The organism is Caulobacter zeae, from assembly GCF_002858925.1.
Lineage (GTDB): Bacteria > Pseudomonadota > Alphaproteobacteria > Caulobacterales > Caulobacteraceae > Caulobacter > Caulobacter zeae.
This window is the reverse complement of the sequence record NZ_PJRS01000046.1, coordinates 32,980-56,399: the sequence shown is the minus strand read 5'-3', so window position 1 is coordinate 56,399 and position 23,420 is coordinate 32,980. Positions and strand designations below refer to the sequence as shown.

Sequence of the window (23,420 nt, the reverse complement as noted above, 5' to 3'; positions counted from 1 at the left end):
AAGGCGGGGCGTTTTTCGTTTCCGGGTCCTGTCACGAAACCATCGCCCAGGGTTCACGCAGCGATTGAGCGACCCGTGTTAGCGTTCCAGCCGTTCCCCAGACCTCGTGAGGACGGCATGAGCGCCTATGAACGCATCGGCGGCGAGGCCGCCGCCCAGTCGGTGATCGACGACTTCTTCCAGCGCGCCCAGGGCGACGCGCGGCTTTCCGGCCTGTTCGGCGGCGAGATCCCGCCCGGCGCCCGCGCCGTGGTGGCCGGCGCCCTCGATCCCGAGGCCGGCGAGGCCCGCGGCGACCTTGAACTGGCTCAGGTGTGGTTCGGCGCCAATGCGCTGGAGGACGACGAGCTCGACCTGATCATCGGCCACCTGGCCGCAGCCCTCGAAGCCGCCGGGATCGACGACGAGATCACCGCCGACGTCGCCGACCAGATCGAACTCCTCCGCGACCTGGCCCTGGGGCCGGACGAAGAGGACTTCGACGACGAGGATGAGGACGAAGAGGGCGAAGTGGCGGCCTAAGTTTCACCTTCTCCCAGAGGGGAAGGAGGGGCCCGCGCCGCAGGCGTGGGAGGATGAGGGGTTATGAGGTTGGCTGGCGTGTCGGCACGATCCAGGGCAATGCGGTGAGGGTGTAACCCCTCACCCTCCCATGCTGCGCATGGGCCCCTCCCTCTCCCTATGGGAGAGGTTACCCGTTGTAGGGATCGAGTTTACGTCCCGAACTGCGTGAACGGCACCTTGTTGAACAGCTCGCGTTCGCCGCCGCGGGGGTCGTCGGCCATGCGGGTGGTCTCGTCGAACACCAGGGTCTGGCGGCGGGGCAGGGTGTAGGGCTCCCACCTGGGGATCGCCGCGCAGTTGGGATCGCCGGTGCGGGCGAAGGCGACGAAGGCGTCCATCATGGTGTCGGACATGGCCTGGCTGCGGGCGTCGGTCCCCACGATCGCGCCCTTGGCGTCCAGCGTGCCGAACACCAGGCAGATATCCAGCGTGTGGGGCGCGCCCCAGATCCCGCCGTCCTTGGGCGATTTCCAGTCGAGTTGATAGACCCAGGCCGGCGCGCGGGTGGGCGCGCGGGCCTCGGCCTGCAGGATCGCCGCCTTCCACGAACGCCCCGCCGTAGAGGCGGCGAAATAGACGTCCGACGGCGAGTAGTGCGGGTACATCCGGCGATAGGCCGCCACCACCGTGGCCGGGTCGATGTCGATGCGCGCGTTGAACTGGGACGGCAGCTTTTCGACCACCTGGGCCCAGGTCATGTCGAACACCTTGGGATCGGAGCCGACGAAGCCGCGCGTCTCGTCATGGGTGTTGCCGCAGATCAGCGGCACGTCCAGGCCCTGGGGCGCCGCGTCGGGGAAGAACGGGTGACGGGTCAGCGACCGCTCGTCCAGCACCGGGCCCATATAGACCCCGCCCGATCCGGCCACGGGATCGATCGCCTTCAGCCCGTTCAGCAGCTGGTCGGCGGGCAGGGCGCGCAGGGTCGCCAGGTCGTTGATCCCCAGCTTCTCCAGGAACAGCTTGGCCCGCTTGGTCGCATTGAACGGGCCGGCGGCGGTGACCTGCTGGCCGCTCATGGTGGCGGCGCGGTGGAACAGGCCCTTGGCGGCCGGCATGGCCAGCAGGGTGGCGATCTTGGCCCCGCCGCCTGACTGCCCGAACAGCATGACCCGGCCCGGATCGCCGCCGAAGGCCTCGATGTTGTCGCGCACCCATTGCAAGGCGAGCACCATGTCCAGCTGGCCGACATTGCCGCTGTCGGCGACGCCGGGGTCGTCGAACAGGCGGGCCAGGTAGAGATAGCCGAAGGCGTTCAGGCGGTGGTTGACGGTGACCACCACGACGTCGCCGCGCTTGGCCAGCTTGGTCCCTTCGTACCAGGGACTGCCCCCCGAACCGCCGTTGTAGGCGCCGCCGTGGATGTAGAACATCACCGGCCGCTTGCCGCCGTCGGCGAGGCCCGTCTTGGACGCCTTGGCCGGGGTCCAGACGTTGAGGAACAGGCAGTCTTCCGAGAGGGTCTCGCCTTCCTCGCCCTTGCCGGTCTGCATCGAGGCCGCGCCATAGGCCAGGGCGTCGGCGACGCCGGTCCAGGGCTGGGGCTTGCGGGGCGGGGCGAAGCGACCCTCCCCGCCGGTGTCGGCCCCATAGCGCAAGCCCTTGAACACGTGGACGCCGTCGGCGGTGGTCGCGCCCCGCACCTTGCCGGCGGCGGTGGTCACGATCGGCGAGCGGGCGGGGCCGGCGGGCTTGGCGGCGTGAGCGGGCAGGGCGCTGGCGGCGGCCGCCGCGCCGGCGGCCAGCAGCAGGCTGCGACGATCCATGGGGTGTTCCTCCGGCGCTTCTGACGAGCTTGCGCCATGGCTAGCACGAACCATGACACCGGTGACAATCCATTTTGCGCGGGGAGATCGGGTCAGCGCCGAAGTCCGAGGAACCTCCCCCTGTGGGGGAGGCGGCCGAAGGCCGGCGGGGGGGACGTTTTCAGCTTTCGAGGTGTTGGCCGCCCTCGCAGCCACGCCCCCCACCGATCGCTGCGCGATCGCCTCCCCCACAGGGGGAGGTTCCCTGAGCTCACCACATCGACGCGGCCGCCCGCGCGGGCCAGGTCTCGTCATAGGTCGGTCCGCCGACCTCGCCGTCGGTAATGGAGGCCAGCATCGCCCCGGCGCTGGGCAGGCTCTTGGCGTCGACCTGGGCCTCGGCGTTCCACAGCCCGGCCCGCATCACCGCCCGAGCGCACTGAAAGTAACATTCCTCGATGGTGACGATCACCGCCGTGCGCGGGGTCTTGCCGTCGACCGCCAGCCCCGCCAGCAGGTCCGCGTCGGCGCTGATCGCCGCGCGGCCGTTGACCCGGAAGGTCGTGCCCGAGCCGGGAATCAGGAACAGCAGCGCCACGCGCGGGTCGCGGACGATGTTGCGTAAGGAGTCGATGCGGTTGTTGCCGCGCCGGTCGGGCAGGATCAGCGTGCGGTCGTCGGCGATGGTCACCAGGCCGTGGGCGTCGCCGCGCGGGCTGCAATCCAGGCCCTCGGGGCCGACCGTTGCGAGCGCCAGGAACGGCGAGGCCTCGACCAGGCGGCGATAGTCGGGGGTCAGCCGATCGCTGACCTTGGCGGTGGAGGCCGCGACGGGCGCCGGGCTGTAGATCGCCTCCAGCGCTTCCAGGGTGTCGATGATCGCCATGCGCCGTCTCCCGTTCGGCGGGGAGCCTAGCAGCGGCAGGCCGCGCCTGTCAGGCCCGGCGGTCCAGGGCCTGCTGGCACGCCTCGGCCAGGCGGCGGGGCGAGATCGGCTTGTCGACGATGGTGCGGCGGGCGTCGGCCAACTGGTTGGCGTTGCCGGTGACGAACACCGTCGGGATGCGCCCCAGCTTGGCCTCGATGGCCTCGACCGCCTCCAGCCCCGTGCCGCCGATGATGCGGAAGTCGGCGGTGATCAGGTCGGGCGCGCGGGCCAGGGCGCAGGTCAGGGCTTCCTGCGGACTGTCGGCGATGTCGAAGCTTGAATAGCCCTGGGCGGCCAGGAGGGCCTCGACCTCGAGCGCGATGAGGATCTCGTCCTCGATGATGAGCGCGTGGCCTTGGGACCGTTTCACTGCACTTAACGCCAATCCGCTGTCGTCCCTTACAAGACTACAACCCGAACTTTCAGTTCTCGCCAATCGATTTCGCGTGTTGGTCCTCAGAAATGTGTTGCTGCACGCACGAGCGGTCACGCCGCCGTGATGGCGCCGCCCGCGAGGCGAGAGCGTCGCCGGGCCGTTTCCCTCCCTGGCCGAAAGCCTTTATGCAGTGGGAAAAACAAGACGAGCAGGAGCGCCCCACACCCATGACCCAACCGCTGGTCCTCACCGAGAAGCGCGGCCATGTCGCCATCCTCACCCTCAACCGTCCCGAGGCGATGAACGCTCTGGGCGCGCCGGGCGACGGCGACCAGGTGGCGGCCGCCTGCGAGGCGATCAACGACGACCAGGAGATCCGCTGCGTGATCCTGACCGGCGCGGGCAAGGCCTTCTCGGCGGGCGGCGACGTCAAGGCGATGAAGGCCCGCGAGGGCGCCTTCGGCGGCAACGGCGTGGCCGTGCGCGACGGCTACCGCAAGAACATCCACCGCATCGTGCGGGCCATCTACGGCCTGGAGGTCCCGTCGATCGCGGCGGTCAACGGCGCGGCCATCGGCCTGGGCTGCGACGTGGCCTGCATGACCGACATCCGCATCGCCGCCGATACGGCCAAGTTCGGCGTGACCTTCCTCAAGCTCGGCTTGATCCCCGGCGACGGCGGCGCCTGGCTGATGCCGCGCACCGTAGGCATGAGCCGCGCGGCCGAGCTTCTGTTCACCGGCGACGTCATCGACGCGGCCAAGGCGGCCGAGTGGGGCCTGATCAGCCGCGCCGTGCCCTCGGCCGACCTGATGGGCGAGGCCCTGGCCCTGGCCGAGCGGATCGCCCAGCAACCGCCTCACGCCTTGCGCATGGCCAAGAGTCTGCTCAAGCACGGCCAGACGGCGAGCTACGACACCCTGATGGAGATGAGCGCCGCCGCTCAGGCCATCGCCCACCACACCGAGGATCACATGGAAGGCGTCGACGCCATTCTCGAAAAGCGCCAACCCACGTTCCGGGGCGCCTGAGGCATGGGCAAGGAAGCGCGGGCCTGGGGCCAGCTCAGCGACGGCGAAAGCGACGGCAAGCTCCTGTGGGAGCCGCCCAAGCTAATCTTCCGCGGAGCCGTACGCGGCATCTATCAGGGCCACGCCCTGCGGGATATCCGCGCCGAGGGCGACGACATCGTCCTGTCCGACGGCACGCGCTTCAGCCTCGATCCCGGCCAGGCCGAAAAGTGGGTGCACGCCATCCTCAATCCGCCCACGCGGCTGGACAAGCTGGGCGTCAAGCCGGGCATGAAGGTGGCGGTCGACGGCGTCGACGACGAGGCCTTCCTCGACGAACTGGCCGACCGCGTCGAGGCCGAGATCGGACCCGGCGAGGACTTCGAGGACCTGGACCTGCTGTTCCTGGCCGCCGACGACCTGGGGCAGCTCGACCGGCTGGAGGACCTGCAAGGGGCGCTGGCCGAGAAGGGCGCGATCTGGGTCGTCTCTCAGAAGGGCAAGACCGCGCCGCTTAAGGACGTCGATGTCATGGCGGCCGCGCGGGGCGTCGGCTTGGTCGACACCAAGGTCTGCGCCTTCTCCAAGACCCACACGGCGCTGCGGTTCGTGCGGCGCAAGGGCTGAGGATTGGGCGCCGCCCTTCCATCCCTCCCGTAATTGGGGCGAGGCGTTCGGGGTTTTGACCGGCGGTCCTGCGAACGGACGCCCTCAGACGGAGCGGGATCATGATCGTAGGGCGTCGCGCTGGCCTTTTCGAAATCGCCTTCGCCCTGCGTGGCTCGATCCTGCCCAGCATCGCTGGAAGGCTGGCGGTGCTGCTTTTGGTGTCCATCGGCGCGGTGCTGACGGCCCAGCGCTGGCCTGCGGCGCTGGAGCGGTTGAACGCGCTGCCCTTCACGCTGATCGGCCTGTCGCTGTCGATCTTCATGAGCTTCCGGAACAACGCCTGCTACGACCGCTGGTGGGAGGCGCGGAAGCTCTGGGGCGGCCTGATCATCGCCGCCCGCAGCTTCGCGCGGCAGACGCAAGGGCTGCCGGCCGAGCAGCGCGAGCCGCTGCTGCTGGGCCTGGCGGGCTTCGCCGGCGGGCTGGCGGCGCGCCTGCGGGGCAAGGACGAACGGGCGGCGATCGCGCGCTGGCGCGAGGTTCCGGGCATAGCGGCCGCGCCCAATCCGACCGACGCGGCGCTGGCCGCCGTCGGCGCCGACTGCGCCCGGCTGGAGGGGCTGGGCGCTGTGACCCCGATCCACCTGTCGGTGCTGGAGACCCGGCTGACCGAGCTCAGCCACGTCCAGGCCGCGTGCGAACGGATCAAGGCCACGCCGTCGCCCTTCTCCTATTCGCTGATGCTGCACCGTACGGCGCACGTCTTCTGCCTGCTGCTGCCGTTCGCCCTGGCCCACGCCTTAGGCTGGTGGACGCCGGCCCTGGTGCTACTGATCGGCTATACCTTCTTCGGCCTCGACGCCCTGGGCGACCAGCTGGAGGACCCGTTCGGCCTGGAGGACAACGACCTGCCGCTGGACGCCATGGTCCGCACGATCGAGCGCGACCTGCTGTTCTCGCTGGGCCGCGAGGAGCTGCCGCCGGTGATCGAGGCCAAGGGGTACCGGCTGACTTAGGAGGCCGGGGGAGGTCCCCCCAGTCGCTCCGCGACAGCTCCCCCAGAGGGGGAGCATCTTGGCGCCGAAGATCCTCCCCCTTCAGGAGGAGGGTCTTTTGTCTCAGAACCGCTGCTTGCAGCCTTGCTTCTGGTGCACGCCGCGAAGGAAGCCGCGACGGGCCAGGCCCGCGTCGCCGAGGGCTTCCAGGTGGCGGTCGGCGGGGGCCGCGCCGGAGATTTCGCGCACCAGGCTGCGGAACGGGATGATCGAGTTGACGATCGCCTTGCCGCCGGCCTCGGCCAGCTTGCCGGTGCGGTTCTCGGTGTATTCGTTGCCGGTCTGGTAGTCGGGGCCCAGCACGTCGTTCAGCCTCTGGATCTCGACCACGAGCTTGGCGCAGGTCTTCAGGCCCTTGAGGCTGTAGGGATCGGCCAGGGCCTCTTCCAGCACCGGCGGGATCTTCTTCTTCGACAGGCCGACATCGCGGGCCGGTTGCGTGCCGATCTCCATCGACTTCTCGCGCCAGCCGTCGGGCCGGCCGTCGCCGTCGGAGTCCTTGGCTGGCGGCGGCGGGGGCTTGCCGGCCGTGGTCGATTGGGCAGGCTTGGCGGGATAGGCCGGCTGGGCCGTGGCGCAGCCCGTGGCCAGGGACGCCGCCGCGCCCAGGATTGCAATCTTCGTCAGAACCGCCCGCATGACACCCCGCTCCACTGCTTCGCGCCCATCATAGGGTGATGAACGCCGATCAGGAACGGCAAGCTGGGCCTTGGGTTCCCGCCGTCCGCCCCGTCTCAGTCCACATTGATTTACATCTCTGTAAATTATATCTTAGGTGGTGTTTCAAGGAAAACATGGAGGAAGAAATGTTCAGGGTTGTTTCAGGCCTGTCCGCGCTCGTCCTTGCGGCGTCGCTCGCCGTTCCTTCGGCTCAGGCCCAGGTCATCCTACCGAACCCGACCACGTTCACCACCACCGGCCAGATGAACGCCTTCTATCCCGGATTCGACTGCCAGGTTTCCATGACCATCGATGTCCCGGCCAGCGGCGCCGGCGGCTTAGCCACCGTCACGAGCGCCAGCGCGCTCGGCCCCGGATCTTGCGACACGGTGGAGTTCCTGGACCTGCCATGGCAGGTGAGCGTCGGAAGCGGCAGCAGGCTCTACATCAACGGATTCAATCTCCGCTATTTTACCGGAGGCTCATACACCTATTGCTCGCCCGGGTACCTGGACGTGCACTGGCAGCATGGCGGGGTCTTCCCGAACAATGGCGGCTACTATTTCTACAACGGCAGCGGATGCACCATTCTCGGCGTCATGCAGGTGACGTCCGGCACGCCGATCTACGTGCTCTGAGGGCGAGCGCCTGGCCGGGCGGCGGCTCTCAGGCCGCCGCCTTGGCGCGCTTGCGCCAGAACCGCATGACCCCGTCGTCCAGCTTGCCCAGGCGTAGGGCCGCCAGGTCCAGGGCGTAGTTCTGGTGCACCTTCCACGGCGCCTTGGTTCCCTGCTTGGGGAACTTGTCCATCGCCCGCTGCACGTATCCCGACGAGAAGTCGAGCCAAGGGGTCGCGGCCATGTCGGGCTGGTCCAGGTGGGGGACGCAGATGTCCATGCCCGCCCGGTCCATGTGGTTGAGAAGGCGGCAGACATACTCGCTGGTCAGGTCGGCCTTCAGCGTCCACGAGGCGTTGGTGTAGCCGAAGGCCGAGGCCAGGTTCGGCACGTCGCTGAACATCATGCCCTTGTAGCTGAAGCCCTTGGCCAGATCGACGGAGCGGCCGTCGACGACGACGTCCATGCCGCTCAGGAGCTGCATGCGCAGGCCGGTGGCGGTGACGACGATGTCGGCCTCCAGCGTCTTGCCCGACTTCAGCCGCAGGCCCTCTTCGGTGAAGGTGTCGATGTGGTCGGTGACCACCGAGGCCGAGCCGTTCTTGATGGCGTCGAAGAGGTCGGCGTCAGGCACCAGGCACAGCCGCTGGTCCCAGGGATTGTAGCGCGGCGTGAAGTGGGTCTCGACGTCGTAGTCCTTGGGCAGCTGGTCGCGCACGAGGTTGATCAGCCGCTCCTTGGTCTTCTCCGGCTTCTTCCGGGCCAGGTTGAAGAACAGCATGGTGATCAGCACGTTCTTCCAGCGCGTGATCCCGTAGGCGGTCATCGCCGGCAGTTTCGCCCGCATCCAGTTGGCCAGGCCGTCCTCGGCCGGGCGCGAGACCACATAGGTCGGCGAGCGCTGCAGCATGGTGACGTGGGCGGCGGTCCTGGCCATCTCAGGCACGATGGTCACCGCCGTCGCGCCGCTGCCGATCACCACCACCGTCTTGCCGGCGTAGTCGAGGCCTTCGGGCCAGTGCTGAGGGTGGACGATCGCGCCCTTGAAGCGGTCGGTTCCCTCGAAATCGGGCGTGTAGCCGGCGTCGTAGGCGTAGTAGCCGGCGCACATGTAGAGGAAGCCGCAGGCGATCTCGACCGTCTCACCGGTGTCGACCCGCTCGGCCTGCACCGTCCAGCTGGCGGTCTCGCTGTTCCATTCGGCGCGGCGCACCTTGTGGCGGAAGCGGATGTGCTCGTTCACCCCGGCCTCGGTCGCCGTCTCGCGCACGTAGTTCAGGATCGACGGGCCGTCGGCGATGGCTTTCGCCTGCCGCCACGGCTTGAAGGCGTAGCCCAGGGTGTACATGTCGCTGTCGGACCGGATGCCCGGATAGCGGAACAGGTCCCAGGTGCCGCCGATGGCGTCGCGGGCCTCGAGAATGGCGTAGGTCTTGCCTGGGCAGCGCCGCGTCAGGTGATGGGCCGCGCCGATGCCCGACAGGCCCGCCCCGACGATCAGGACGTCGAAATATTCCGTGCTCATGGCCGTCTCCGTCCCCGTGGTCCGGTGAGCCCGGATCCTGTTTTAAGTGAACGATGTTCACCAGCAAACGACCGTTTGGACCCGACGTCAATTGCGGCGCGTGCGATGGCGTCGGTTTTCATTGCGCATGGTCCTCGTGCCCGCGTATGCGGGAGGCCATGTCCCTACGCGACTTCGGCCTGTTGGTGCTGATCTGCCTGATCTGGGCCAGCAACAACATCGTCTCCAAGATCGTGGTCGCCCATTGGGGCGTGCCGCCGCTGTTCTATGCGGCGGTGCGCTTTGCGTTGGTCGCGGCTGTGACCCTGCCGTGGCTGCTGCCCGCGCCCCGGCCGACCTGGCGGATGCTGATGGTCGGCGTGCTGATGGGGGCAGGGGGCTTTGCGCTGCTGTTCATGGGCTTCAAGACCGCCTCGCCGTCGGCCGCGGCGGTGGTGGTGCAGGCGGGCGTGCCCTTCACCACCCTGCTATCGGTGCTGATGCTGGGCGAGAAGATCCACTGGCGGCGCGGCGTCGGCATCGCCCTGACCCTGGCCGGCGCGCTGATCGTGATCTGGAACCCGCACGGCTTTTCGCTGTCGATGGGCCTGTGGCTGGTGGTGGCCTCGGCCCTGGCCGGCTCGCTTGGCGCGGTGATGATGAAGCAGATCCAGCGGGTGAAGCCGTTGCAGTTGCAGGCCTGGGTGGGCTTCACCTCGGTCTGGCTGCTGGCCGCCGCCAGTCTGGCGCTCGAGCCCGGCGCCGGCGACAAGGCCTTCGAGGCCGGCTGGCCGTTCGTGGCCGCCGTGGCCTATTCGGCGCTGGTGGTGTCGGTGATCGCCCACACCGGCTATTACGGGCTGATCCAGCGCTACGAGGCCAACCTGATCGCTCCGCTCACCCTGATGACGCCGCTGATGACCATCGGTCTTGGCGTGGCCATCACCCATGACCATTTCGACCTGCGCATGGGCCTGGGCGCGGCCCTGGCCCTGGCCGGCGTGCTGATCGTGGCCCTGCGCCGCAACCAGGTGACGCCGCTTCTGATGTTTCTCAAGGACCGCTCGCAATGACCATCGTCGAGGCCCCGTCGCCGAACTTCGACGCCCGCAAGGCCGTGCCCGACACCGTCGTGCTGCACTACACCGGCATGGAGAGCGGCGAGGCGGCCATCGAGCGCCTGCGTGATCCCGAAGCCAAGGTCAGCGCCCACTATCTGGTGGAGGAAGACGGCCGGGTGTTCCGCCTGGTGGCCGAGGAGCGGCGGGCCTGGCACGCCGGCGCGGCCTTCTGGAAGGGCGTCCGCGACATCAACTCGTCCTCGATCGGCATCGAGATCGTCAATCCGGGCCACGAGTTCGGCTATCGCGCCTTTCCCGACGCCCAGATCGCCTCGGTGATCAACCTGCTGGCCGACATCCGCTCGCGCTGGACCATCGACGACGACCGCATCATCGGCCACTCCGACGTCGCCCCCGCGCGCAAGATCGATCCGGGCGAGCTGTTCCCCTGGAAGCGCCTGGCCGAGAGCGGTCATGGCCTGTGGGTCGAGCCGCCGTCCTCGCCTGGCGCGCCGCTGGGCCGGGGCGAGGAGGGGACCGGCGTCTTCGCGCTGCAAGCGGGCCTGACGCGCCTGGGCTTCGACTGCGCCCCCTCGGGCCAGTACGACGAATGGACCGAGACCGTGGTCGGCGCCTTCCAGCGCCACTGGCTGCAAAGCCGCTTCGACGGCGTGGCCGACGGCGAGACCCGCGCGCGCCTGGTGGGTCTGCTGCGGGCCGCGGCTGGCGCCTGATGCATCCGGCCAGGGCTTTCCACGTCGAGGACCGCGCGCGGCTGCTCGCCTTCTTCGCCGAGCATTCGTTCGTGACGCTGTGCGCCAGCGTCGGCGGTCGGCCGTTCGTGGCCCAGGCCCCCGTGGTGGTGCGCGACCTGGGCGCCGACGGGCTGTTCCTCGATTTCCATCTGTCGCGGATGAACGCCCTGGCCGGGGCGGTGGTGACGGGCTTTTCCGCCGTGGCCCTGGCGAGCGGACCGCACGCCTATGTCAGCCCCGATTGGTACGGGACCGACGATCAGGTCCCGACCTGGAACTACGTCAGCGTCGAGGCCGAGGGCTTCGTGACGCCGCTGTCGGGCGCCGAGACGATCCAGCTGCTCGACGACCTTTCGGCCCAGGAGGAGGCGCGCCTCCTGCCCAAGCCGGTCTGGACGCGGGACAAGATGACGCCCGCGAAGTTCGAGGCCCTGCTGCGCGGCATCGTCGGCGCACGGCTGCACGTCGAGCGCCTCGAAGGCACGTTCAAGCTGGGCCAGAACAAGCGCGACTCCGAACGCGCGGGCGTGATCGAAGCCCTGGGGGATCATCCGGTGGCGGGCTTGATGCGGGGCGAGGGGTAGGGCTCGGCCTTTCCCATTTCTCCCGTCATTCCCGCCCTTGTGGCGGGAACCCCTCTTTCAGCCACAAGGGCGGTCGGGGCGGACTGCTGGGCAGTCCGCTTGCACTTCACCTGCGAACGGAACCAGGGTTTCCCGCCACAAGGGCGGGAATGGCGGGAGGTGGGGAGAGCATCCGTCATTGACCTTCGCCGCCGCTCGGCGCAAACAGCGCGCGGACCAGATGGCCGGGCGATCGCGGTATCCCGCAAGGGAGTCGAGGAAAGTCCGGGCTCCACGGTGACAAGGCGGTGGGTAACGCCCACCGGGAGCGATCCCAGGGAAAGCGCCACAGAAAGCAAACCTCCTCCCTACGGGGCGGGAAGGGTGAAAGGGTGGGGTAAGAGCCCACCGCGGACCTGGCGACAGGGACGGCATGGCAAGCCCCGCCTGGAGCAAGACCGAATAGGGATCCCGCGCCGGCTTGCCGGCTAGGTCGTCACTGGCCGAGAGGATCCGGGTTGGTCGCGAGAGTCGTCCAGCAATGGACGGCCAAGAGGAATGATCGTCGCGTCCCTGTTCACAGGGGCGGCACAGAACCCGGCTTACAGGCCGTCTGGTCCATCAAACTTTCCGCAACCCCAAGCGCCCCAAGGCCCCTGCAAATGGGCCGCGATGGGATGCATCTGTGCGCGAGTCTGTGGATAGAAATTCAGTTGTCTGTATGTTCCGAAATTAACCAATTTCAGCGGTTCGATATTACCGCTAGCGCCTTTGAATTCCTGGCGAAATGGCCGCTGGTGTCATTGTTTCCCACTTCATCCCATGTTAACCCATTCGGGCCGGTCGGACTCGTGCTGGGGCGACCGTGTTTTGGGCAAGGGTTGGCGGGGTGTTCCTCTCGACGTTCGAGAAGCAGCTGGACAGCAAGCGGCGCCTCGTGGTGCCGCAGGAGTTCCGCGCCGCCGTCTCGGGCCCCTTCGACGGCATCTTCTGCTTCCCCTCGATCGAGGCCGACTGCCTTGAAGCCGGCGGCAAGGCCCTGTTCGACCGCTACCAGGCGGTGATCGACGAGCTGCCCTTCGGCGACCCGGTGCGCTCGGCGCTGGAAACCAGCGTCCTGGGCGGCATGGCTCGCCTGTCGTTCGACACCGCCGGCCGCATCACCCTGCCCGACGTCCTGTGCGACATGTTCGGCCTGACGGACGAAGTGACGATCGTGGGCCTGGGCGAGCGCTTCCAGATCTGGTCGCGCGACGCCTTCCAGGCCCACCGCGCGACCCAGCGCGAACTGGCCCGCGACGGCTTGGCCGCCCTGCGCGCCCAGCAGCGCACAGCCCGCCTGGGAGGCGCCGCATGAGCGCCGCCCCGCACATCTCGGTCCTGCTGGGCGAAGTCGTCGCCGCGCTCGACGCCAAGCCCGGCGACATGATCCTGGACGGCACCTTCGGCGCCGGCGGCTACACCCGCGCGATCCTGGGTTCGGGCGCGTCGGTCACGGCCTTCGACCGCGATCCGACGGTGCAGCGCTTCACGACCGATCTTCCCGCGGCGGATGGTCGCTTTCGGCTGATTCAGGACCGTTTCTCGCAAATCACCGCCTATTTTGGGCCTGCGTCGGTGGACGGCGTAACCCTGGATCTTGGCGTGTCTTCCATGCAGCTCGACGAAGCCGAGCGCGGCTTCTCCTTCATGCGCGACGGTCCGCTGGACATGCGCATGGGCGACGACGGCCCCACGGCCGCCGATCTGGTCAACACCCTCGACCAGGTCGAGCTGGCCCGCATCCTCTATGTCTACGGCGAGGAGCACGCCTCGCGCCGCGTGGCCAGCTTCATCGTCAAGCGCCGCGCCGAAGAGCCGTTCACCCGCACGCTGGACCTGGCGGCCGTGATCGAGCGGGCGCTCGGCGGCCGCAAGGGCGCCAAGGTGCATCCGGCCACCCGCTCGTTCCAGGGGCTGCGCATCGCCGTCAATGACGAGTTGGGCGAGCTGGAGGCGGGTCTGGCCGCCGCCGAGGCCGTGCTGAAGCCGGGCGGCCGCCTGGCGGTCGTGACCTTCCACTCGCTGGAAGACCGCATCGTAAAGAACTTCCTGGCCGAGCGCGCCGGCCGCACGCCGGGCGGCTCGCGCCACGCGCCGCCGACCGCCGCCGGCGCGCCCCCCAGCTTCAAGCTGATCTCGACCAAGGCCATCGCGCCGGGCGAGGAAGAGCTTGCCGTCAATCCGCGCGCCCGCTCGTCCAAGCTGCGCGCCGCCGTCCGCACCGAGGCCCCCGTCTGGGAGGCCTCGGCATGAGGATCTCGGAGGTCTTCCATCGCCGCGTGCGCGGCTTCCGCGTCGTCGACATCGTCGGCATCGGGGTGCTGCTGACCCTGGTGCTGGGCGTCTACATGGCCAAGGCCTTCGCCGGTCGCGAGCGCGCCGAGATCGCCTCGGTCGAGCGCCAGATCGAGGAAGAGCGCATCAAGGTGCGCCTGCTGAAGGCCGAGGTCGCGCACCTCGAGCAGCCGCGTCGCATCGAATCCCTGGCCCAGGCCGCCCAGCTGGCCCCGATCGCGCCCGATCGCGAGACCAGCGAGGACGCGCTGATCGACGTCGCCCGCAAGCCGATCCCGGCCTCGAAGCTGCCCGCCCCGCCGGTGGCCGCCGCGGCCGATCCGGCCCTGGCCGCCGCCGACGCTCCCGACGGCGTCACCACCGGCGTTGAGGAGGCTCCGCGATGAGCCTGGCCAACCTCGTTCCCCACGGCGGTGGTCCGGCCTGGCGCTGGCTGGTCGAGCGCGTCTGGCGCCTGGAGCACGCTTTCGAGCGCTCGCGCGCCGCGGCCAAGCCCGAAGACGACACCAGCATCCGCATCTTCTTCGTCCTGGCGCTGTTCGCCTGCGCCTTCATGGTGCTGGCCGTCGGCGCCACTTGGGCGGCGGTGTTCTCCAGCGCCGGCAAGAACGGCGGCTTCCTGGCGGCCATGGAGGGCGCGCGCGGCGACCTGGTCGACCGCGAGGGCAAGCTGCTGGCTGTCGACCTGACCCACTACGCCCTCTACATCGACCCCAAGGAAGTCTGGGACGCCAAGGCCACCCGCGCCGCTCTGGGCAAGGCCCTGCCGCAGGTGCCGGCCAAGCGCCTGGACAAGGCCATCTTCGGCGATCGTCGCACCTTCCTGCTGGGCGGTCTCGACCCGGCCCAGAAGGACGCCATCTTCAACCTGGGTCTGCCGGGCGTGGAGTTCGAGGAACAGGCCCGCCGCGTCTATCCGCTGGGCGTCTCGGCTGCGCACTTCGTCGGCTTCGTCGACGGCGGCGGCAAGGGGCTGGCCGGCGCCGAGGGCGCGCTGAACGACGACATCCACGCGGCCGCCGCCAAGGGCGAGGGCGCGGCCCCGATCGCCCTGTCGATCGACCTGCGCGTCCAGGCCGCCCTCGAGGACGAGCTGCGCAAGGCCGCCCTGGAGTTCGGCCCCAAGGGCGCCGTCGGCATCGTCACCAACGTCCACACCGGCGAGATCCTGGGCCTGGCCAGCTATCCGGACTTCGATCCGAACGATCCGGGCAAGGCCAGCGACGACGCCAAGCTGAACCGCGCGGCCGCCTCGGTCTACGAGATGGGCTCGACCTTCAAGGCCTTCACCGTCGCCATCGGCCTGGATACCGGCGTGGCCACGCCCAGCTCGACCTTCGACGCGCGCGAGCCCTACAAGCTGGGCTACCGCACGATCCACGACTACCACGCCTCGCGGAAGATCCTGACCCTGGTCGAGGTGTTCCAGCACTCGTCCAACATCGGCACCGCGCGCCTGGCCGAGGGCGTCGGCGCCCAGCGGCTGAGCCAGTATTACGGCAACCTGGGCCTGACCAAGCCGGCCAAGGTGGAGCTGCGCGAGTCCGCCCGTCCGCTGACCCCCAAGAAGTGGGACACCGACGCGGTGGCTTCCACCTCGTTCGGTCACGGCATGAACGTCAGCCCGCTGGCGCTGGCCCGCGCGTTCGGCCCGCTGCTGAACGGCGGCACCATGCCGCCGCTGACCATCCGCAAGCTGCCGCCCGGCGTGCGCCCGGAAGGCCCGCGCGTGCTGTCGGAAGAGACCTCGCAGCAGATGCTTCAGATCATGCGCGCCAACGTCACCGGCGGCAGCGGCAAGACCGCCGACGTCAAGGGCCTGTCCGTCGGCGGCAAGACCGGCACCGGCGAGAAGTACGATCCCGCCATCCGCGGCTACAACCACCAGCGCCAGGTCTCGTCCTTCGCCGCGGTGTTCCCGACCGAGGGGCCGCTGGAGGCCGACCGTTATTTCGTCCTGATCCTGCTGGATGAACCGCACGGCACGGCCAAGACCTTCGGCTTCTCGACGGGCGGCTGGGTGGCCACGCCGGCCGCCGGCCGGGTCATCGACCGCATCGCCCCGTTCCTCGGCGTCCAGCGCCGGAACGAACTCATCATCGCCGGCGGCCAGCCGAAAGCCACCACGCCAGGGGCGGGACTTTGACCAAGACGCTTTCACAGATCCTGCACCGTCCGTTCGACGCTGACCCGGCCATCGCCGGCGTCACCGCCGACAGCCGCAAGGTGCGTGAAGGCTTCCTGTTCGCCGCCCTGCCGGGCAGCAAGGTCGACGGCCGCAGCTTCATTCCGGGCGCGATCGCCTCGGGCGCCGCCGCCATCCTGGCCCCCGACGACGTCGCCGACCTGTCGGTGCCCACCGCGCACGCCAACGACATCCGTCGCGCCTACGCCCTGGCCGCCGCCGAGTTCTGGGCGCAGCAACCGGCGACGGTGATTGCGGTCACCGGCACCAACGGCAAGACCTCGGTCGCCGGCTTCGCTCGCCAGATCCTGGCCCTGCTGGGCAAGAAGGCCGCCAGCATGGGCACCCTGGGCGTCGTCGTCAGCGCCCCGGGCGTTCCCGACGAGCAGCTGACCCCGCCGGGCCTGACCACGCCCGACGCCGCCGACGTCGCCGAGATGGCCGCCAAGCTGGCCAGCATGGGCGTGACCCACCTGGCCGTTGAGGCCTCGTCGCACGGCATCGACCAGCGCCGCCTGGACGGCCTGAAGATCAGCGCCGCCGGCTTCACCAACTTCACCCAGGACCACCTGGACTATCACGGCACCATGGGCTGCTATCGGGCCGCCAAGCTGCGCCTGTTCGAGGCCCTGCTGCCGCGCGGCGCGACTGCCGTGCTGAACGCCGACAGCGACGCCTTCCCGGCCTTCGCCGCCGCCGCAGTGACCTCGGGCGAGACCATCCTGTCGGTGGGCGAGCAGGGCCAGGGCCTGAAGCTGGTCTCGCGCGAGCCCACCCCCTGGGGCCAGCTTCTGAAGATCGCCGCCCAGGACCGCGAGTTCGAGGTGAAGCTGCCGCTGGCCGGCGACTTCCAGGCCAGCAACGTGCTGGTCGCGGCCGGCCTGGTGCTGGCCACGGGCGAGGACCTGGACGCCGTGCTCGGCGCCCTGGAAAAGCTGGAAGGCGCGGCCGGCCGGTTGCAGCGTGTCGGCAAGGGGACCGGCAAGGGCGAGGCCTATGTCGACTACGCCCACACCCCCGACGGCCTGGAGACGGTGCTGAAGGCCCTGCGTCCGCACGTTCGTGGGAAACTGGTGGCCGTGTTCGGGGCCGGCGGCGACCGTGACCGCACCAAGCGTCCGCAGATGGGCGAGATCGCCGCGCGCCTGGCCGACGTCGCCATCGTGACCGACGACAATCCGCGTTCGGAAGACCCGGCCAGCATCCGCGCCGCCATCCTGGCCGCCGCCCCCGGCGCGCGCGAGATCGGCGACCGCCGCGAGGCCATCCGCGCCGGCGTCGCCCTGCTGGAGGACGGCGACGTGCTGGTCGTGGCCGGCAAGGGTCACGAGCAGGGCCAGCTGGTGGCCGGCGTCAACCATCCCTTCGACGACGTGGCCGAGACCCTGAGCGCGCTGGAGGCCGTCCATGGCTGAGGCGCTCTGGACCGCCGATGAGATCGCCGCCGCGACGGGCGGGACTGTCGCCGGCGACTTCTCCGCCACCGGCGTGTCGATCGACAGCCGCAGCATCGAGCCGGGCGACCTGTTCATCGCCCTGGCCGGCGTGCGCGACGGCCACGAGTTCGTCGCCCAGACGGCTGAAAAGGGCGCGGCCGGGGCTCTGGTCTCGCAAGCCGTTGCGACCCCCGCCGTCGTCGTCGACGACACCTTCAAGGCCTTGGAAGCCCTGGGCGTCGCCGCCCGCGAGCGCGCCCCCCAGGCCCGTCGCGGCGCGGTCACCGGATCGGTCGGCAAGACCAGCGTCACCCGCGCCGTCGAGGCCGGCCTGCGCCGCGCCGGCAAGGCCCACGCTTCGGTGAAGTCCTACAACAACCACCTCGGCGTGCCGCTGACCCTGGCCCGCATGCCGCGCGACACGCAGCGGGCGGTGTTCGAGGTCGGCATGAACCATGCGGACGAGATCACCCCGCTGTCGAAGTTCATTCGTCCGCACGCGGTGGCGATCACCACGGTCGGCCCGGTGCACCTGGAGAACTTCGCCGACGGCGAGATCGGCGTGGCTCGCGCGAAGGCCGAAATCTTCGACGGGCTGGAGCCCGGCGGCGTCGCCGTGCTGAACGCCGACAACCAGTGGTTCGACCTGCTGAAGGGCGAAGCCGAGAAGGCCGGCGCCGTGGTGCGCAGCTTCGGCCGTGATGGGACCAGCGCCCGCCTCGTCGACTTCGTGGTCGAGGGCGCCGGCGCGACCGTCGTCGCCGAGCTGGACGGCCAGCCGCTGTCGTTCCCGATCCGCCAGACCGGCGTGCATTGGGGCCCCAACAGCCTGTGCGTGCTGCTGATGCTGGAAGCCCTGGGCGTGGATCGCGCCACGGCGCTGGCCGCCCTGGCCGAGTTCGCGCCGATCGAGGGCCGCGGCGCCGAGCAGGTGGTCGCCATCGACGGCGGGGCGTTCACCCTGGTCGACGAGAGCTACAACGCCAATCCGGTGTCGATGCAGGCCGCGTTGGCCACGCTGGGCGCGCGCAAGGTCGCTGGGCGCCGGATCGTGGCCCTGACCGACATGCTGGAGCTGGGTCCCGACAGCCCGCGCTTCCATGCCGATCTGGCGGGCCCGATCGCCCAGGCGGGCATCGATCTGGTGTTCTGCGCCGGGCCGTTAATGATGTCGCTGTGGAACGCGCTTCCGCAGGAGCGCCGGGGCGGCTATGCGGACGCCGCGCCCGCGTTGGCGCAGCAGATCGCCTCGGCCATGCAGCCGGGCGACGTGGTGATGGTGAAGGGGTCGAACGGGTCACGGGCCGGCGCAATCGCCGCCGCCCTGTCCGCGCTCGGCCGGCGGGAACAAGTCTGATGCTGTACTTCCTCTACGAATGGCTCTCGCGCGGCGGGCACGAGCACGTGCCGGTCCTGAACCTGCTCAAGTACCTGACCTTCCGCACCGGCATGTCGATGCTGACGGCCTACATCGTGGCCGTGGCCATGGGCTCGCGCTTCATCCGCTGGATGAAGGCCAAGCAGGGCAAGGGCCAGCCGATCCGCACCGACGGCATCGAGCGCCACGTTCTCGAGAAGTCCGGCACGCCCACCATGGGCGGTTTCATGATCCTGGCCGGCCTGTTCGTCGGCTCGCTGCTGTTCGCCGACCTGCGCAACGTCCACGTCTGGGTGGTGCTGGGCATCACCGCGGCCTTCGGCGTGCTGGGTTTCATGGATGACTACGCCAAGGTCACCAAGCAGACGACCGCCGGCCTTTCGAGCAGCCAGAAACTGGTCGCCCAGTTCATCGTCTCGATCCTGGCGGCCGTGGCCCTGATCATCTTCGCCCCGAAGTCGCAGATGACGCCGGGCCTGGAGACCTCGCTGGTCTTCCCGATCCTGAAGAACCTGGTGATCAATCTGGGCTGGTTCTACGTGGCCTTCGCCGCGATCACGATCGCCGGCTTCTCCAACGCCGTGAACCTGACCGACGGCCTGGACGGCCTGGCCATCGTGCCGGTGATGTTCGCCGCCTCGACCTTCGGCCTGATCGCCTACCTCGTCGGCAACTACAAGTTCGCCGACTATCTGAACCTGCACTTCGTGCCGAGCGTCGGCGAGCTGGCGGTGCTGTGCGGCGCCATCATCGGCGGCGGCATGGGCTTCCTCTGGTACAACGCGCCCCCTGCCAAGATCTTCATGGGCGACACCGGCTCGCTGGCCCTGGGCGGCGCGTTGGGCTCGATCGCGGTCTGCGCCAAGCACGAGCTGGTGCTGGGCATCGTCGGCGGCCTGTTCGTGGCCGAGGCGCTCTCCGTGATGATCCAGGTCGCCTACTTTAAGAAGACCGGCAAGCGCATCTTCCTGATGGCGCCGATCCATCACCATTTCGAAAAGCTGGGCTGGGCCGAGAGCACCGTCGTCGTCCGTTTCTGGATCGTCGCGATGATGCTGTCGTTCGTCGGTCTGGCCACGCTGAAGCTACGGTAAGGGGAGGGCGTAGGATGATCCCGGTCCGTGGGTTCGAGGACAAGACGGTCGCGGTGTTCGGTCTGGGCCGCACCGGCCTGACGGCCGCACGCGCCCTGATCGCCGGCGGCGCCAAGGTGGCGCTGTGGGACGAGAAGGAAGCTGGCCGCGAAGCCGCGCGGGCCGAGGGTCTGCCGGTCGTCGATCTCTCCACGGCCGACTGGAGCCAGTTCGCCGCCCTGATGCTGTCGCCGGGCGTGCCGCTGACCCATCCCAAGCCCCACTGGACCGTCGACAAGGCCAAGGAAGCCGGCGTCGAGATCCTGGGCGACGTCGAGCTCTTTGCCCGCACGGTCAACGCCGCGCCCGAGCACAAGAAGCCGAAGATCATCGCCATCACCGGCACCAACGGCAAGTCGACGACCACGGCCCTGATCGGTCACCTGTGCCGGCAGGCCGGCCGCGACACCCGCGTCGGCGGCAACATCGGAGCCGGGATCCTGGGCCTGGAGGACATGCACGGCGGCGCGGTCTACGTGCTGGAGCTGTCGAGCTACCAGCTGGATCTGACCTCCAGCCTGCACGCCGACGCCACGGTGCTGCTCAACCTGTCGCCCGACCACATCGACCGTCACGGCTCGATGGAAGGCTACATCGCCGCCAAGCGCCGCATCTTCCTGAACCAGGGCAAGGGCGACACCGCGATCATCGGCGTGGACGATCCCTGGTGCCAGCAGATCTGCACCGAGATCACCGCCGCCAACCGCCGCACCATCTGGCCGATCAGCGCCGGCAAGGCCATGGGTCGCGGCGTCTACGCCCTGCAAGGCGTGCTGTACGACGCCACCGGCGAGCGCGTGACGGAAATGGCCGATCTTCTTCGCGCGAGAAGCTTGCCGGGCCGCCACAACTGGCAGAACGCCGCGGCCGCCTACGCCGCCGCCATCGCCATCGGCATCCCGCCGGTCCAGGCCGTCGAGGGCCTGATGACCTTCCCGGGCCTGGCGCACCGGATGGAGACCGTCGGCAAGATCGGCAAGGTCGCCTTCGTCAACGACAGCAAGGCCACCAACGCCGACGCCGCCCGCCAGGCGATGTCGAGCTATCCCAAGTTCTACTGGATCGCCGGCGGCGTGCCCAAGGCCGGCGGCATCGAGGACCTGGTCGACCTGTTCCCGCGCGTGGCTTGCGCCTACCTGATCGGCCAGGCGGCCGAGGACTTCGGCAAGACCCTCGACGGCAAGGCTCCGGTCAAGCAGTGCGGCGACATCGAGACCGCCGTCGCCGCCGCCCATGCCGACGCCGCCGCCACGGGGCAGGACGCCATCGTCCTGCTGTCGCCCGCCTGCGCCTCGTTCGACCAGTTCAGCGACTTCGAGGCCCGCGGCGAAGCTTTCCGCGCGGCGGTCAACGGCCTGGTGAAGCCCAAGGCCAAGCGGGCCTAAGCTCTCTCCTATATCTCCCGTCATTCCCGCCCTTGCGGCGGGAACCCCTCTGTCAACCGCAAGGGCGGATGGGGCGGACTGCTTCGCAGTCCGCTGGCGCTTCACGTGCGAGCGGACCCAGGGTTTCCCGCCACGAGGGCGGGAATGACGGGAAGATGGGGGCTACGCCCTACCTCAGCACGCCCCTTTTCCCCATCGCCCAGGCGTACCAGGTGAAGAACGCCAGCAGAGCGGCGATGACGGCGCTGGTGATCGCCATCTGCTGGCCCATCACCTTGCCGCCGTCGGTCAGGGCGTAGGTGTAGAGCAGGCTGACCAGGAACGCCGCCAGCGAGACGGCGAACACCGGAAACGCCAGCTTCCGGCGCAGCAGCACCAGAACCGAGGCGCAGAAGGCCCCAAGCACGCCGATGGCCCACACGCCGGTCATCCAGGCGGGCATCTCCCGATAGTGCGCGATCTGCTCGGCCGTCATGCCGGCGCTGGCCATGTAGGCCTCGCCCTGGGTCATGCTCATCACGAAGTCGAAGACGCCGATGGCGTTGAACAGGACGGCGACTACGCCGACCAGCCAGACGTGCCACGGGGTCTTGGCGGCGACGCCGCCCAAGCTGTTCACTGCGGTCATCAAGCCCTCCCAAGCTGGACCGTTGAGGCGACAGCATCCGCCGGTTTCGTCGGCGCGTCCAGCAATCGGAGATCGCTGGTATCTCAAGGCCCTCCCCCTGAAGGGTGCGGTGGCCCGAAGGGCCGGAGGGGGAGGCGTTTGACGAAGTCCGCTCGCCCGCAAGGCTCGCAGTCCCTTCCCCCCTCAGTCGCTCCGCGATAGCTCCCCCTTCAGGGGGAGCGTCCTGATGGAAGGGCTCGCGGCTGGCGGGACATGAAAATTACACTTGTAGATTAGATCGCTCCTGTCGCAGTCTACGCGTGTAAATCTTACATCAGGGGCAATGCATGGGCACTCTAAAGACATGGCTGCGGCGGGGCGCGATCGGCGTCGCGGCCGTAGCGATCGCGGTCGTGGGAGGCGCGGCGGCGACGCGGGCGTTCTTCCAGCACCAGACGGCCGAGCGGCTGCGGATCGACGCCAAGGACGGCGTCCAGGAAAGCGGATTCGTCAAGCTGCCCAGCGGCGAGCAGTGGGTCGTGATCCGGGGCGAGAACATCGAGAACCCCGTGCTGCTGGTCGTGCATGGCGGCGGCATGCCGACCTCGTTGTTCGCCGAGGACTACAAGAGCTGGGAGAAGGACTTCACGGTCGTCCACTGGGACCGCCGCGACCATGGCAAGAGCCTGGCCCGGGCGGGTGGCAAGATCGATCCGGACCAGGGCGTCGACAGCTTCGTCGCCGACGGCCTGGCCCTGACCGACCATCTGCGAAACAAGCTGCACAAGCCGCGCATCGCCGTGCTGGGCTGGTCGTGGGGATCGCGCGTGGCCCTGACCATGGCCCGTCGGCGGTCCGACCTGTTCTCGGTTTATGTCGGCACGGGGCAGGCGGTCGACAACAGCGCCCGCGACCGGCACGTCTACGACCACATGCTGGCGGTGGCCCAGACCGGCAAGCATCCGGAGCTGCTGGCCAAGCTGACCGCTCTGGGGCCGCCGCCCTACGACCCGCCCAGCCGCTGGAAGGAGGTCGACGCGCTGGAGCCTGTCTATCTGAAGACCGAAGGCCCGAAGAAGAGCGAGGACGAGCTCTATCGCCAGGCGCTGGCCATGCCTGACTGGAGCATCGGCGATCTTCTCACCCACAAGGACGCCGGCAGGATCATCCGCCGCCAGCGCTCGCTCGCCGTCTACAACGCCAACCACATCTGGAAGGCCGCGCCGCTGGGCCGGGACTTCGCCATGCCGATGGTGCTGATCCAGGGCGAATACGACCATCCCGACTTCGTGCGGCCGTGGTTCGACGGCCTGCGGGTGCCGGCCAAGGACCTGGTGGTGCTGCCGGGCACGGGCCACGCCGCCATCCAGATGCAGTCGGTCCGCTTCGGCCAGGCCCTGCATGATCACGTGCTGCCGCTGGCCAGGGCCTGGGAGTACGGTCCGCCAAAGCGTTAGGCGGGGCGAAACCTCGCCCCCATCGGGTCGCGCCGCTGGCGCGGCCCGCCCGAGG

Annotated in this window: 23 protein-coding genes and 1 other RNA gene; 18 read left to right on the top strand and 6 right to left on the bottom strand. The window is 69.1% G+C overall.

The genetic code is table 11. The features are described from left to right. Window positions 1-117 precede the first annotated feature (117 nt). Window positions 118-522, top strand: coding sequence for a globin family protein (locus SGCZBJ_RS22180; protein WP_058350106.1), 405 nt, complete (start codon window positions 118-120; stop codon window positions 520-522). Window positions 523-713: 191 nt separating this feature from the next. Here the strand turns inward: SGCZBJ_RS22180 and SGCZBJ_RS22175 are convergent, their stop codons facing one another. The 3 genes from SGCZBJ_RS22175 to SGCZBJ_RS22165 form a co-directional block, all read right to left on the bottom strand. Then, window positions 714-2,330 carry a carboxylesterase/lipase family protein gene (locus tag SGCZBJ_RS22175; protein WP_101720100.1) on the bottom strand — a complete coding sequence of 539 codons (1,617 nt, stop codon included), beginning with the start codon at window positions 2,328-2,330 and terminating at the stop codon, window positions 714-716. Window positions 2,331-2,580: 250 nt separating this feature from the next. Further along, a complete protein-coding gene (locus tag SGCZBJ_RS22170; RefSeq protein ID WP_101720099.1) occupies window positions 2,581-3,195 on the bottom strand; it encodes a pyridoxamine 5'-phosphate oxidase family protein in 615 nt (204 codons plus the stop codon). Between the two features lie 49 nt (window positions 3,196-3,244). After that, window positions 3,245-3,607: a response regulator gene (locus SGCZBJ_RS22165; protein WP_240621608.1), complete on the bottom strand. Its 363-nt coding sequence runs from the start codon at window positions 3,605-3,607 to the stop codon at window positions 3,245-3,247. Between the two features lie 233 nt (window positions 3,608-3,840). On the opposite strand from SGCZBJ_RS22165, the gene SGCZBJ_RS22160 reads away from it, so the two are divergent. The 3 genes from SGCZBJ_RS22160 to SGCZBJ_RS22150 all read left to right on the top strand — a co-directional run bounded on the left by SGCZBJ_RS22160 (window position 3,841) and on the right by SGCZBJ_RS22150 (window position 6,248). After that, the gene (locus SGCZBJ_RS22160; RefSeq protein ID WP_101720097.1) at window positions 3,841-4,644 is read left to right on the top strand and encodes a crotonase/enoyl-CoA hydratase family protein; all 804 of its coding nucleotides are present in this window, start codon (window positions 3,841-3,843) and stop codon (window positions 4,642-4,644) included. 3 nt (window positions 4,645-4,647) lie between these two features. Beyond that, on the top strand, window positions 4,648-5,250 hold the full coding sequence (locus SGCZBJ_RS22155) for a DUF3052 family protein (RefSeq protein WP_101720096.1): 603 nt from the start codon (window positions 4,648-4,650) through the stop codon (window positions 5,248-5,250). A 101-nt stretch (window positions 5,251-5,351) separates the two neighbouring features. Then, window positions 5,352-6,248, top strand: a complete 897-nt coding sequence (locus SGCZBJ_RS22150) for a bestrophin family protein (RefSeq protein ID WP_101720095.1) — start codon at window positions 5,352-5,354, stop codon at window positions 6,246-6,248. A gap of 102 nt (window positions 6,249-6,350) precedes the next feature. On the opposite strand, the gene SGCZBJ_RS22145 is transcribed toward SGCZBJ_RS22150, so the two are convergent. Next, window positions 6,351-6,926 (bottom strand): hypothetical protein, encoded by a 576-nt coding sequence (locus tag SGCZBJ_RS22145; protein WP_101720094.1) that lies wholly within the window; start codon window positions 6,924-6,926, stop codon window positions 6,351-6,353. 155 nt (window positions 6,927-7,081) lie between these two features. On the opposite strand from SGCZBJ_RS22145, the gene SGCZBJ_RS22140 reads away from it, so the two are divergent. Next, window positions 7,082-7,585 (top strand): hypothetical protein, encoded by a 504-nt coding sequence (locus tag SGCZBJ_RS22140; protein WP_101720093.1) that lies wholly within the window; start codon window positions 7,082-7,084, stop codon window positions 7,583-7,585. Window positions 7,586-7,613: 28 nt separating this feature from the next. Here the strand turns inward: SGCZBJ_RS22140 and SGCZBJ_RS22135 are convergent, their stop codons facing one another. Then, the gene (locus tag SGCZBJ_RS22135; RefSeq protein ID WP_101720092.1) at window positions 7,614-9,089 is read right to left on the bottom strand and encodes a flavin-containing monooxygenase; all 1,476 of its coding nucleotides are present in this window, start codon (window positions 9,087-9,089) and stop codon (window positions 7,614-7,616) included. Between the two features lie 158 nt (window positions 9,090-9,247). On the opposite strand from SGCZBJ_RS22135, the gene SGCZBJ_RS22130 reads away from it, so the two are divergent. From SGCZBJ_RS22130 to murD, 12 genes are all read left to right on the top strand, one after another. Next, window positions 9,248-10,141, top strand: a complete 894-nt coding sequence (locus tag SGCZBJ_RS22130) for a DMT family transporter (RefSeq protein WP_101720091.1) — start codon at window positions 9,248-9,250, stop codon at window positions 10,139-10,141. Continuing rightward, window positions 10,138-10,863: an N-acetylmuramoyl-L-alanine amidase gene (locus SGCZBJ_RS22125; protein WP_101720090.1), complete on the top strand. Its 726-nt coding sequence runs from the start codon at window positions 10,138-10,140 to the stop codon at window positions 10,861-10,863. The genes SGCZBJ_RS22130 and SGCZBJ_RS22125 overlap by 4 nt, the downstream gene beginning before the upstream one ends. Further along, on the top strand, window positions 10,863-11,468 hold the full coding sequence (locus tag SGCZBJ_RS22120; RefSeq protein WP_101720089.1) for an FMN-binding negative transcriptional regulator: 606 nt from the start codon (window positions 10,863-10,865) through the stop codon (window positions 11,466-11,468). The genes SGCZBJ_RS22125 and SGCZBJ_RS22120 overlap by 1 nt, the downstream gene beginning before the upstream one ends. A gap of 216 nt (window positions 11,469-11,684) precedes the next feature. After that, window positions 11,685-12,068: RNase P RNA component class A (gene rnpB / locus SGCZBJ_RS22115), an RNA gene on the top strand. Between the two features lie 268 nt (window positions 12,069-12,336). Beyond that, window positions 12,337-12,804: a division/cell wall cluster transcriptional repressor MraZ gene (locus tag SGCZBJ_RS22110; RefSeq protein WP_101720088.1), complete on the top strand. Its 468-nt coding sequence runs from the start codon at window positions 12,337-12,339 to the stop codon at window positions 12,802-12,804. Next, window positions 12,801-13,742: a 16S rRNA (cytosine(1402)-N(4))-methyltransferase RsmH gene (rsmH, locus tag SGCZBJ_RS22105; protein WP_101720087.1), complete on the top strand. Its 942-nt coding sequence runs from the start codon at window positions 12,801-12,803 to the stop codon at window positions 13,740-13,742. The genes SGCZBJ_RS22110 and rsmH overlap by 4 nt, the downstream gene beginning before the upstream one ends. Continuing rightward, window positions 13,739-14,170: a cell division protein FtsL gene (ftsL, locus tag SGCZBJ_RS22100; protein ID WP_101720086.1), complete on the top strand. Its 432-nt coding sequence runs from the start codon at window positions 13,739-13,741 to the stop codon at window positions 14,168-14,170. Before rsmH ends, ftsL begins: the two co-directional genes overlap by 4 nt. Next, entirely contained in the window at window positions 14,167-15,930 is a 1,764-nt protein-coding gene (locus SGCZBJ_RS22095; protein WP_101720085.1) for a peptidoglycan D,D-transpeptidase FtsI family protein, read from the top strand. Before ftsL ends, SGCZBJ_RS22095 begins: the two co-directional genes overlap by 4 nt. After that, window positions 15,927-17,384, top strand: a complete 1,458-nt coding sequence (locus SGCZBJ_RS22090) for a UDP-N-acetylmuramoyl-L-alanyl-D-glutamate--2,6-diaminopimelate ligase (protein WP_101720084.1) — start codon at window positions 15,927-15,929, stop codon at window positions 17,382-17,384. Before SGCZBJ_RS22095 ends, SGCZBJ_RS22090 begins: the two co-directional genes overlap by 4 nt. Further along, window positions 17,377-18,762, top strand: coding sequence for a UDP-N-acetylmuramoyl-tripeptide--D-alanyl-D-alanine ligase (locus SGCZBJ_RS22085; protein ID WP_101720083.1), 1,386 nt, complete (start codon window positions 17,377-17,379; stop codon window positions 18,760-18,762). Before SGCZBJ_RS22090 ends, SGCZBJ_RS22085 begins: the two co-directional genes overlap by 8 nt. Next, window positions 18,762-19,877 (top strand): phospho-N-acetylmuramoyl-pentapeptide-transferase, encoded by a 1,116-nt coding sequence (mraY, locus tag SGCZBJ_RS22080; protein ID WP_101720082.1) that lies wholly within the window; start codon window positions 18,762-18,764, stop codon window positions 19,875-19,877. Before SGCZBJ_RS22085 ends, mraY begins: the two co-directional genes overlap by 1 nt. A gap of 14 nt (window positions 19,878-19,891) precedes the next feature. Next, window positions 19,892-21,301 carry a UDP-N-acetylmuramoyl-L-alanine--D-glutamate ligase gene (gene murD, locus SGCZBJ_RS22075; protein ID WP_101720081.1) on the top strand — a complete coding sequence of 470 codons (1,410 nt, stop codon included), beginning with the start codon at window positions 19,892-19,894 and terminating at the stop codon, window positions 21,299-21,301. Between the two features lie 169 nt (window positions 21,302-21,470). Here the strand turns inward: murD and SGCZBJ_RS22070 are convergent, their stop codons facing one another. Then, window positions 21,471-21,929, bottom strand: a complete 459-nt coding sequence (locus SGCZBJ_RS22070) for a hypothetical protein (protein ID WP_101720080.1) — start codon at window positions 21,927-21,929, stop codon at window positions 21,471-21,473. Between the two features lie 326 nt (window positions 21,930-22,255). Between SGCZBJ_RS22070 and SGCZBJ_RS22065 the strand changes: the two genes are divergently transcribed. After that, the gene (locus tag SGCZBJ_RS22065; protein WP_101720079.1) at window positions 22,256-23,365 is read left to right on the top strand and encodes an alpha/beta fold hydrolase; all 1,110 of its coding nucleotides are present in this window, start codon (window positions 22,256-22,258) and stop codon (window positions 23,363-23,365) included. The last annotated feature ends 55 nt before the right edge of the window (window positions 23,366-23,420 follow it).

Coding starts and splice junctions, on each gene's coding strand:
- rsmH (WP_101720087.1), top strand. CDS start 12,801: ATGAGCGCCGCCCCGCACATCTCGGTCCTGCTGGGCGAAGTCGTCGCC.
- SGCZBJ_RS22070 (WP_101720080.1), bottom strand. CDS start 21,929: ATGACCGCAGTGAACAGCTTGGGCGGCGTCGCCGCCAAGACCCCGTGG.
- SGCZBJ_RS22155 (WP_101720096.1), top strand. CDS start 4,648: ATGGGCAAGGAAGCGCGGGCCTGGGGCCAGCTCAGCGACGGCGAAAGC.
- SGCZBJ_RS22130 (WP_101720091.1), top strand. CDS start 9,248: ATGTCCCTACGCGACTTCGGCCTGTTGGTGCTGATCTGCCTGATCTGG.
- SGCZBJ_RS22065 (WP_101720079.1), top strand. CDS start 22,256: ATGGGCACTCTAAAGACATGGCTGCGGCGGGGCGCGATCGGCGTCGCG.
- SGCZBJ_RS22145 (WP_101720094.1), bottom strand. CDS start 6,926: ATGCGGGCGGTTCTGACGAAGATTGCAATCCTGGGCGCGGCGGCGTCC.
- SGCZBJ_RS22085 (WP_101720083.1), top strand. CDS start 17,377: ATGGCTGAGGCGCTCTGGACCGCCGATGAGATCGCCGCCGCGACGGGC.
- SGCZBJ_RS22175 (WP_101720100.1), bottom strand. CDS start 2,330: ATGGATCGTCGCAGCCTGCTGCTGGCCGCCGGCGCGGCGGCCGCCGCC.
- ftsL (WP_101720086.1), top strand. CDS start 13,739: ATGAGGATCTCGGAGGTCTTCCATCGCCGCGTGCGCGGCTTCCGCGTC.
- SGCZBJ_RS22125 (WP_101720090.1), top strand. CDS start 10,138: ATGACCATCGTCGAGGCCCCGTCGCCGAACTTCGACGCCCGCAAGGCC.
- SGCZBJ_RS22180 (WP_058350106.1), top strand. CDS start 118: ATGAGCGCCTATGAACGCATCGGCGGCGAGGCCGCCGCCCAGTCGGTG.
- SGCZBJ_RS22095 (WP_101720085.1), top strand. CDS start 14,167: ATGAGCCTGGCCAACCTCGTTCCCCACGGCGGTGGTCCGGCCTGGCGC.
- SGCZBJ_RS22135 (WP_101720092.1), bottom strand. CDS start 9,089: ATGAGCACGGAATATTTCGACGTCCTGATCGTCGGGGCGGGCCTGTCG.
- SGCZBJ_RS22170 (WP_101720099.1), bottom strand. CDS start 3,195: ATGGCGATCATCGACACCCTGGAAGCGCTGGAGGCGATCTACAGCCCG.
- SGCZBJ_RS22120 (WP_101720089.1), top strand. CDS start 10,863: ATGCATCCGGCCAGGGCTTTCCACGTCGAGGACCGCGCGCGGCTGCTC.
- SGCZBJ_RS22140 (WP_101720093.1), top strand. CDS start 7,082: ATGGAGGAAGAAATGTTCAGGGTTGTTTCAGGCCTGTCCGCGCTCGTC.
- SGCZBJ_RS22150 (WP_101720095.1), top strand. CDS start 5,352: ATGATCGTAGGGCGTCGCGCTGGCCTTTTCGAAATCGCCTTCGCCCTG.
- mraY (WP_101720082.1), top strand. CDS start 18,762: ATGCTGTACTTCCTCTACGAATGGCTCTCGCGCGGCGGGCACGAGCAC.
- SGCZBJ_RS22160 (WP_101720097.1), top strand. CDS start 3,841: ATGACCCAACCGCTGGTCCTCACCGAGAAGCGCGGCCATGTCGCCATC.
- murD (WP_101720081.1), top strand. CDS start 19,892: ATGATCCCGGTCCGTGGGTTCGAGGACAAGACGGTCGCGGTGTTCGGT.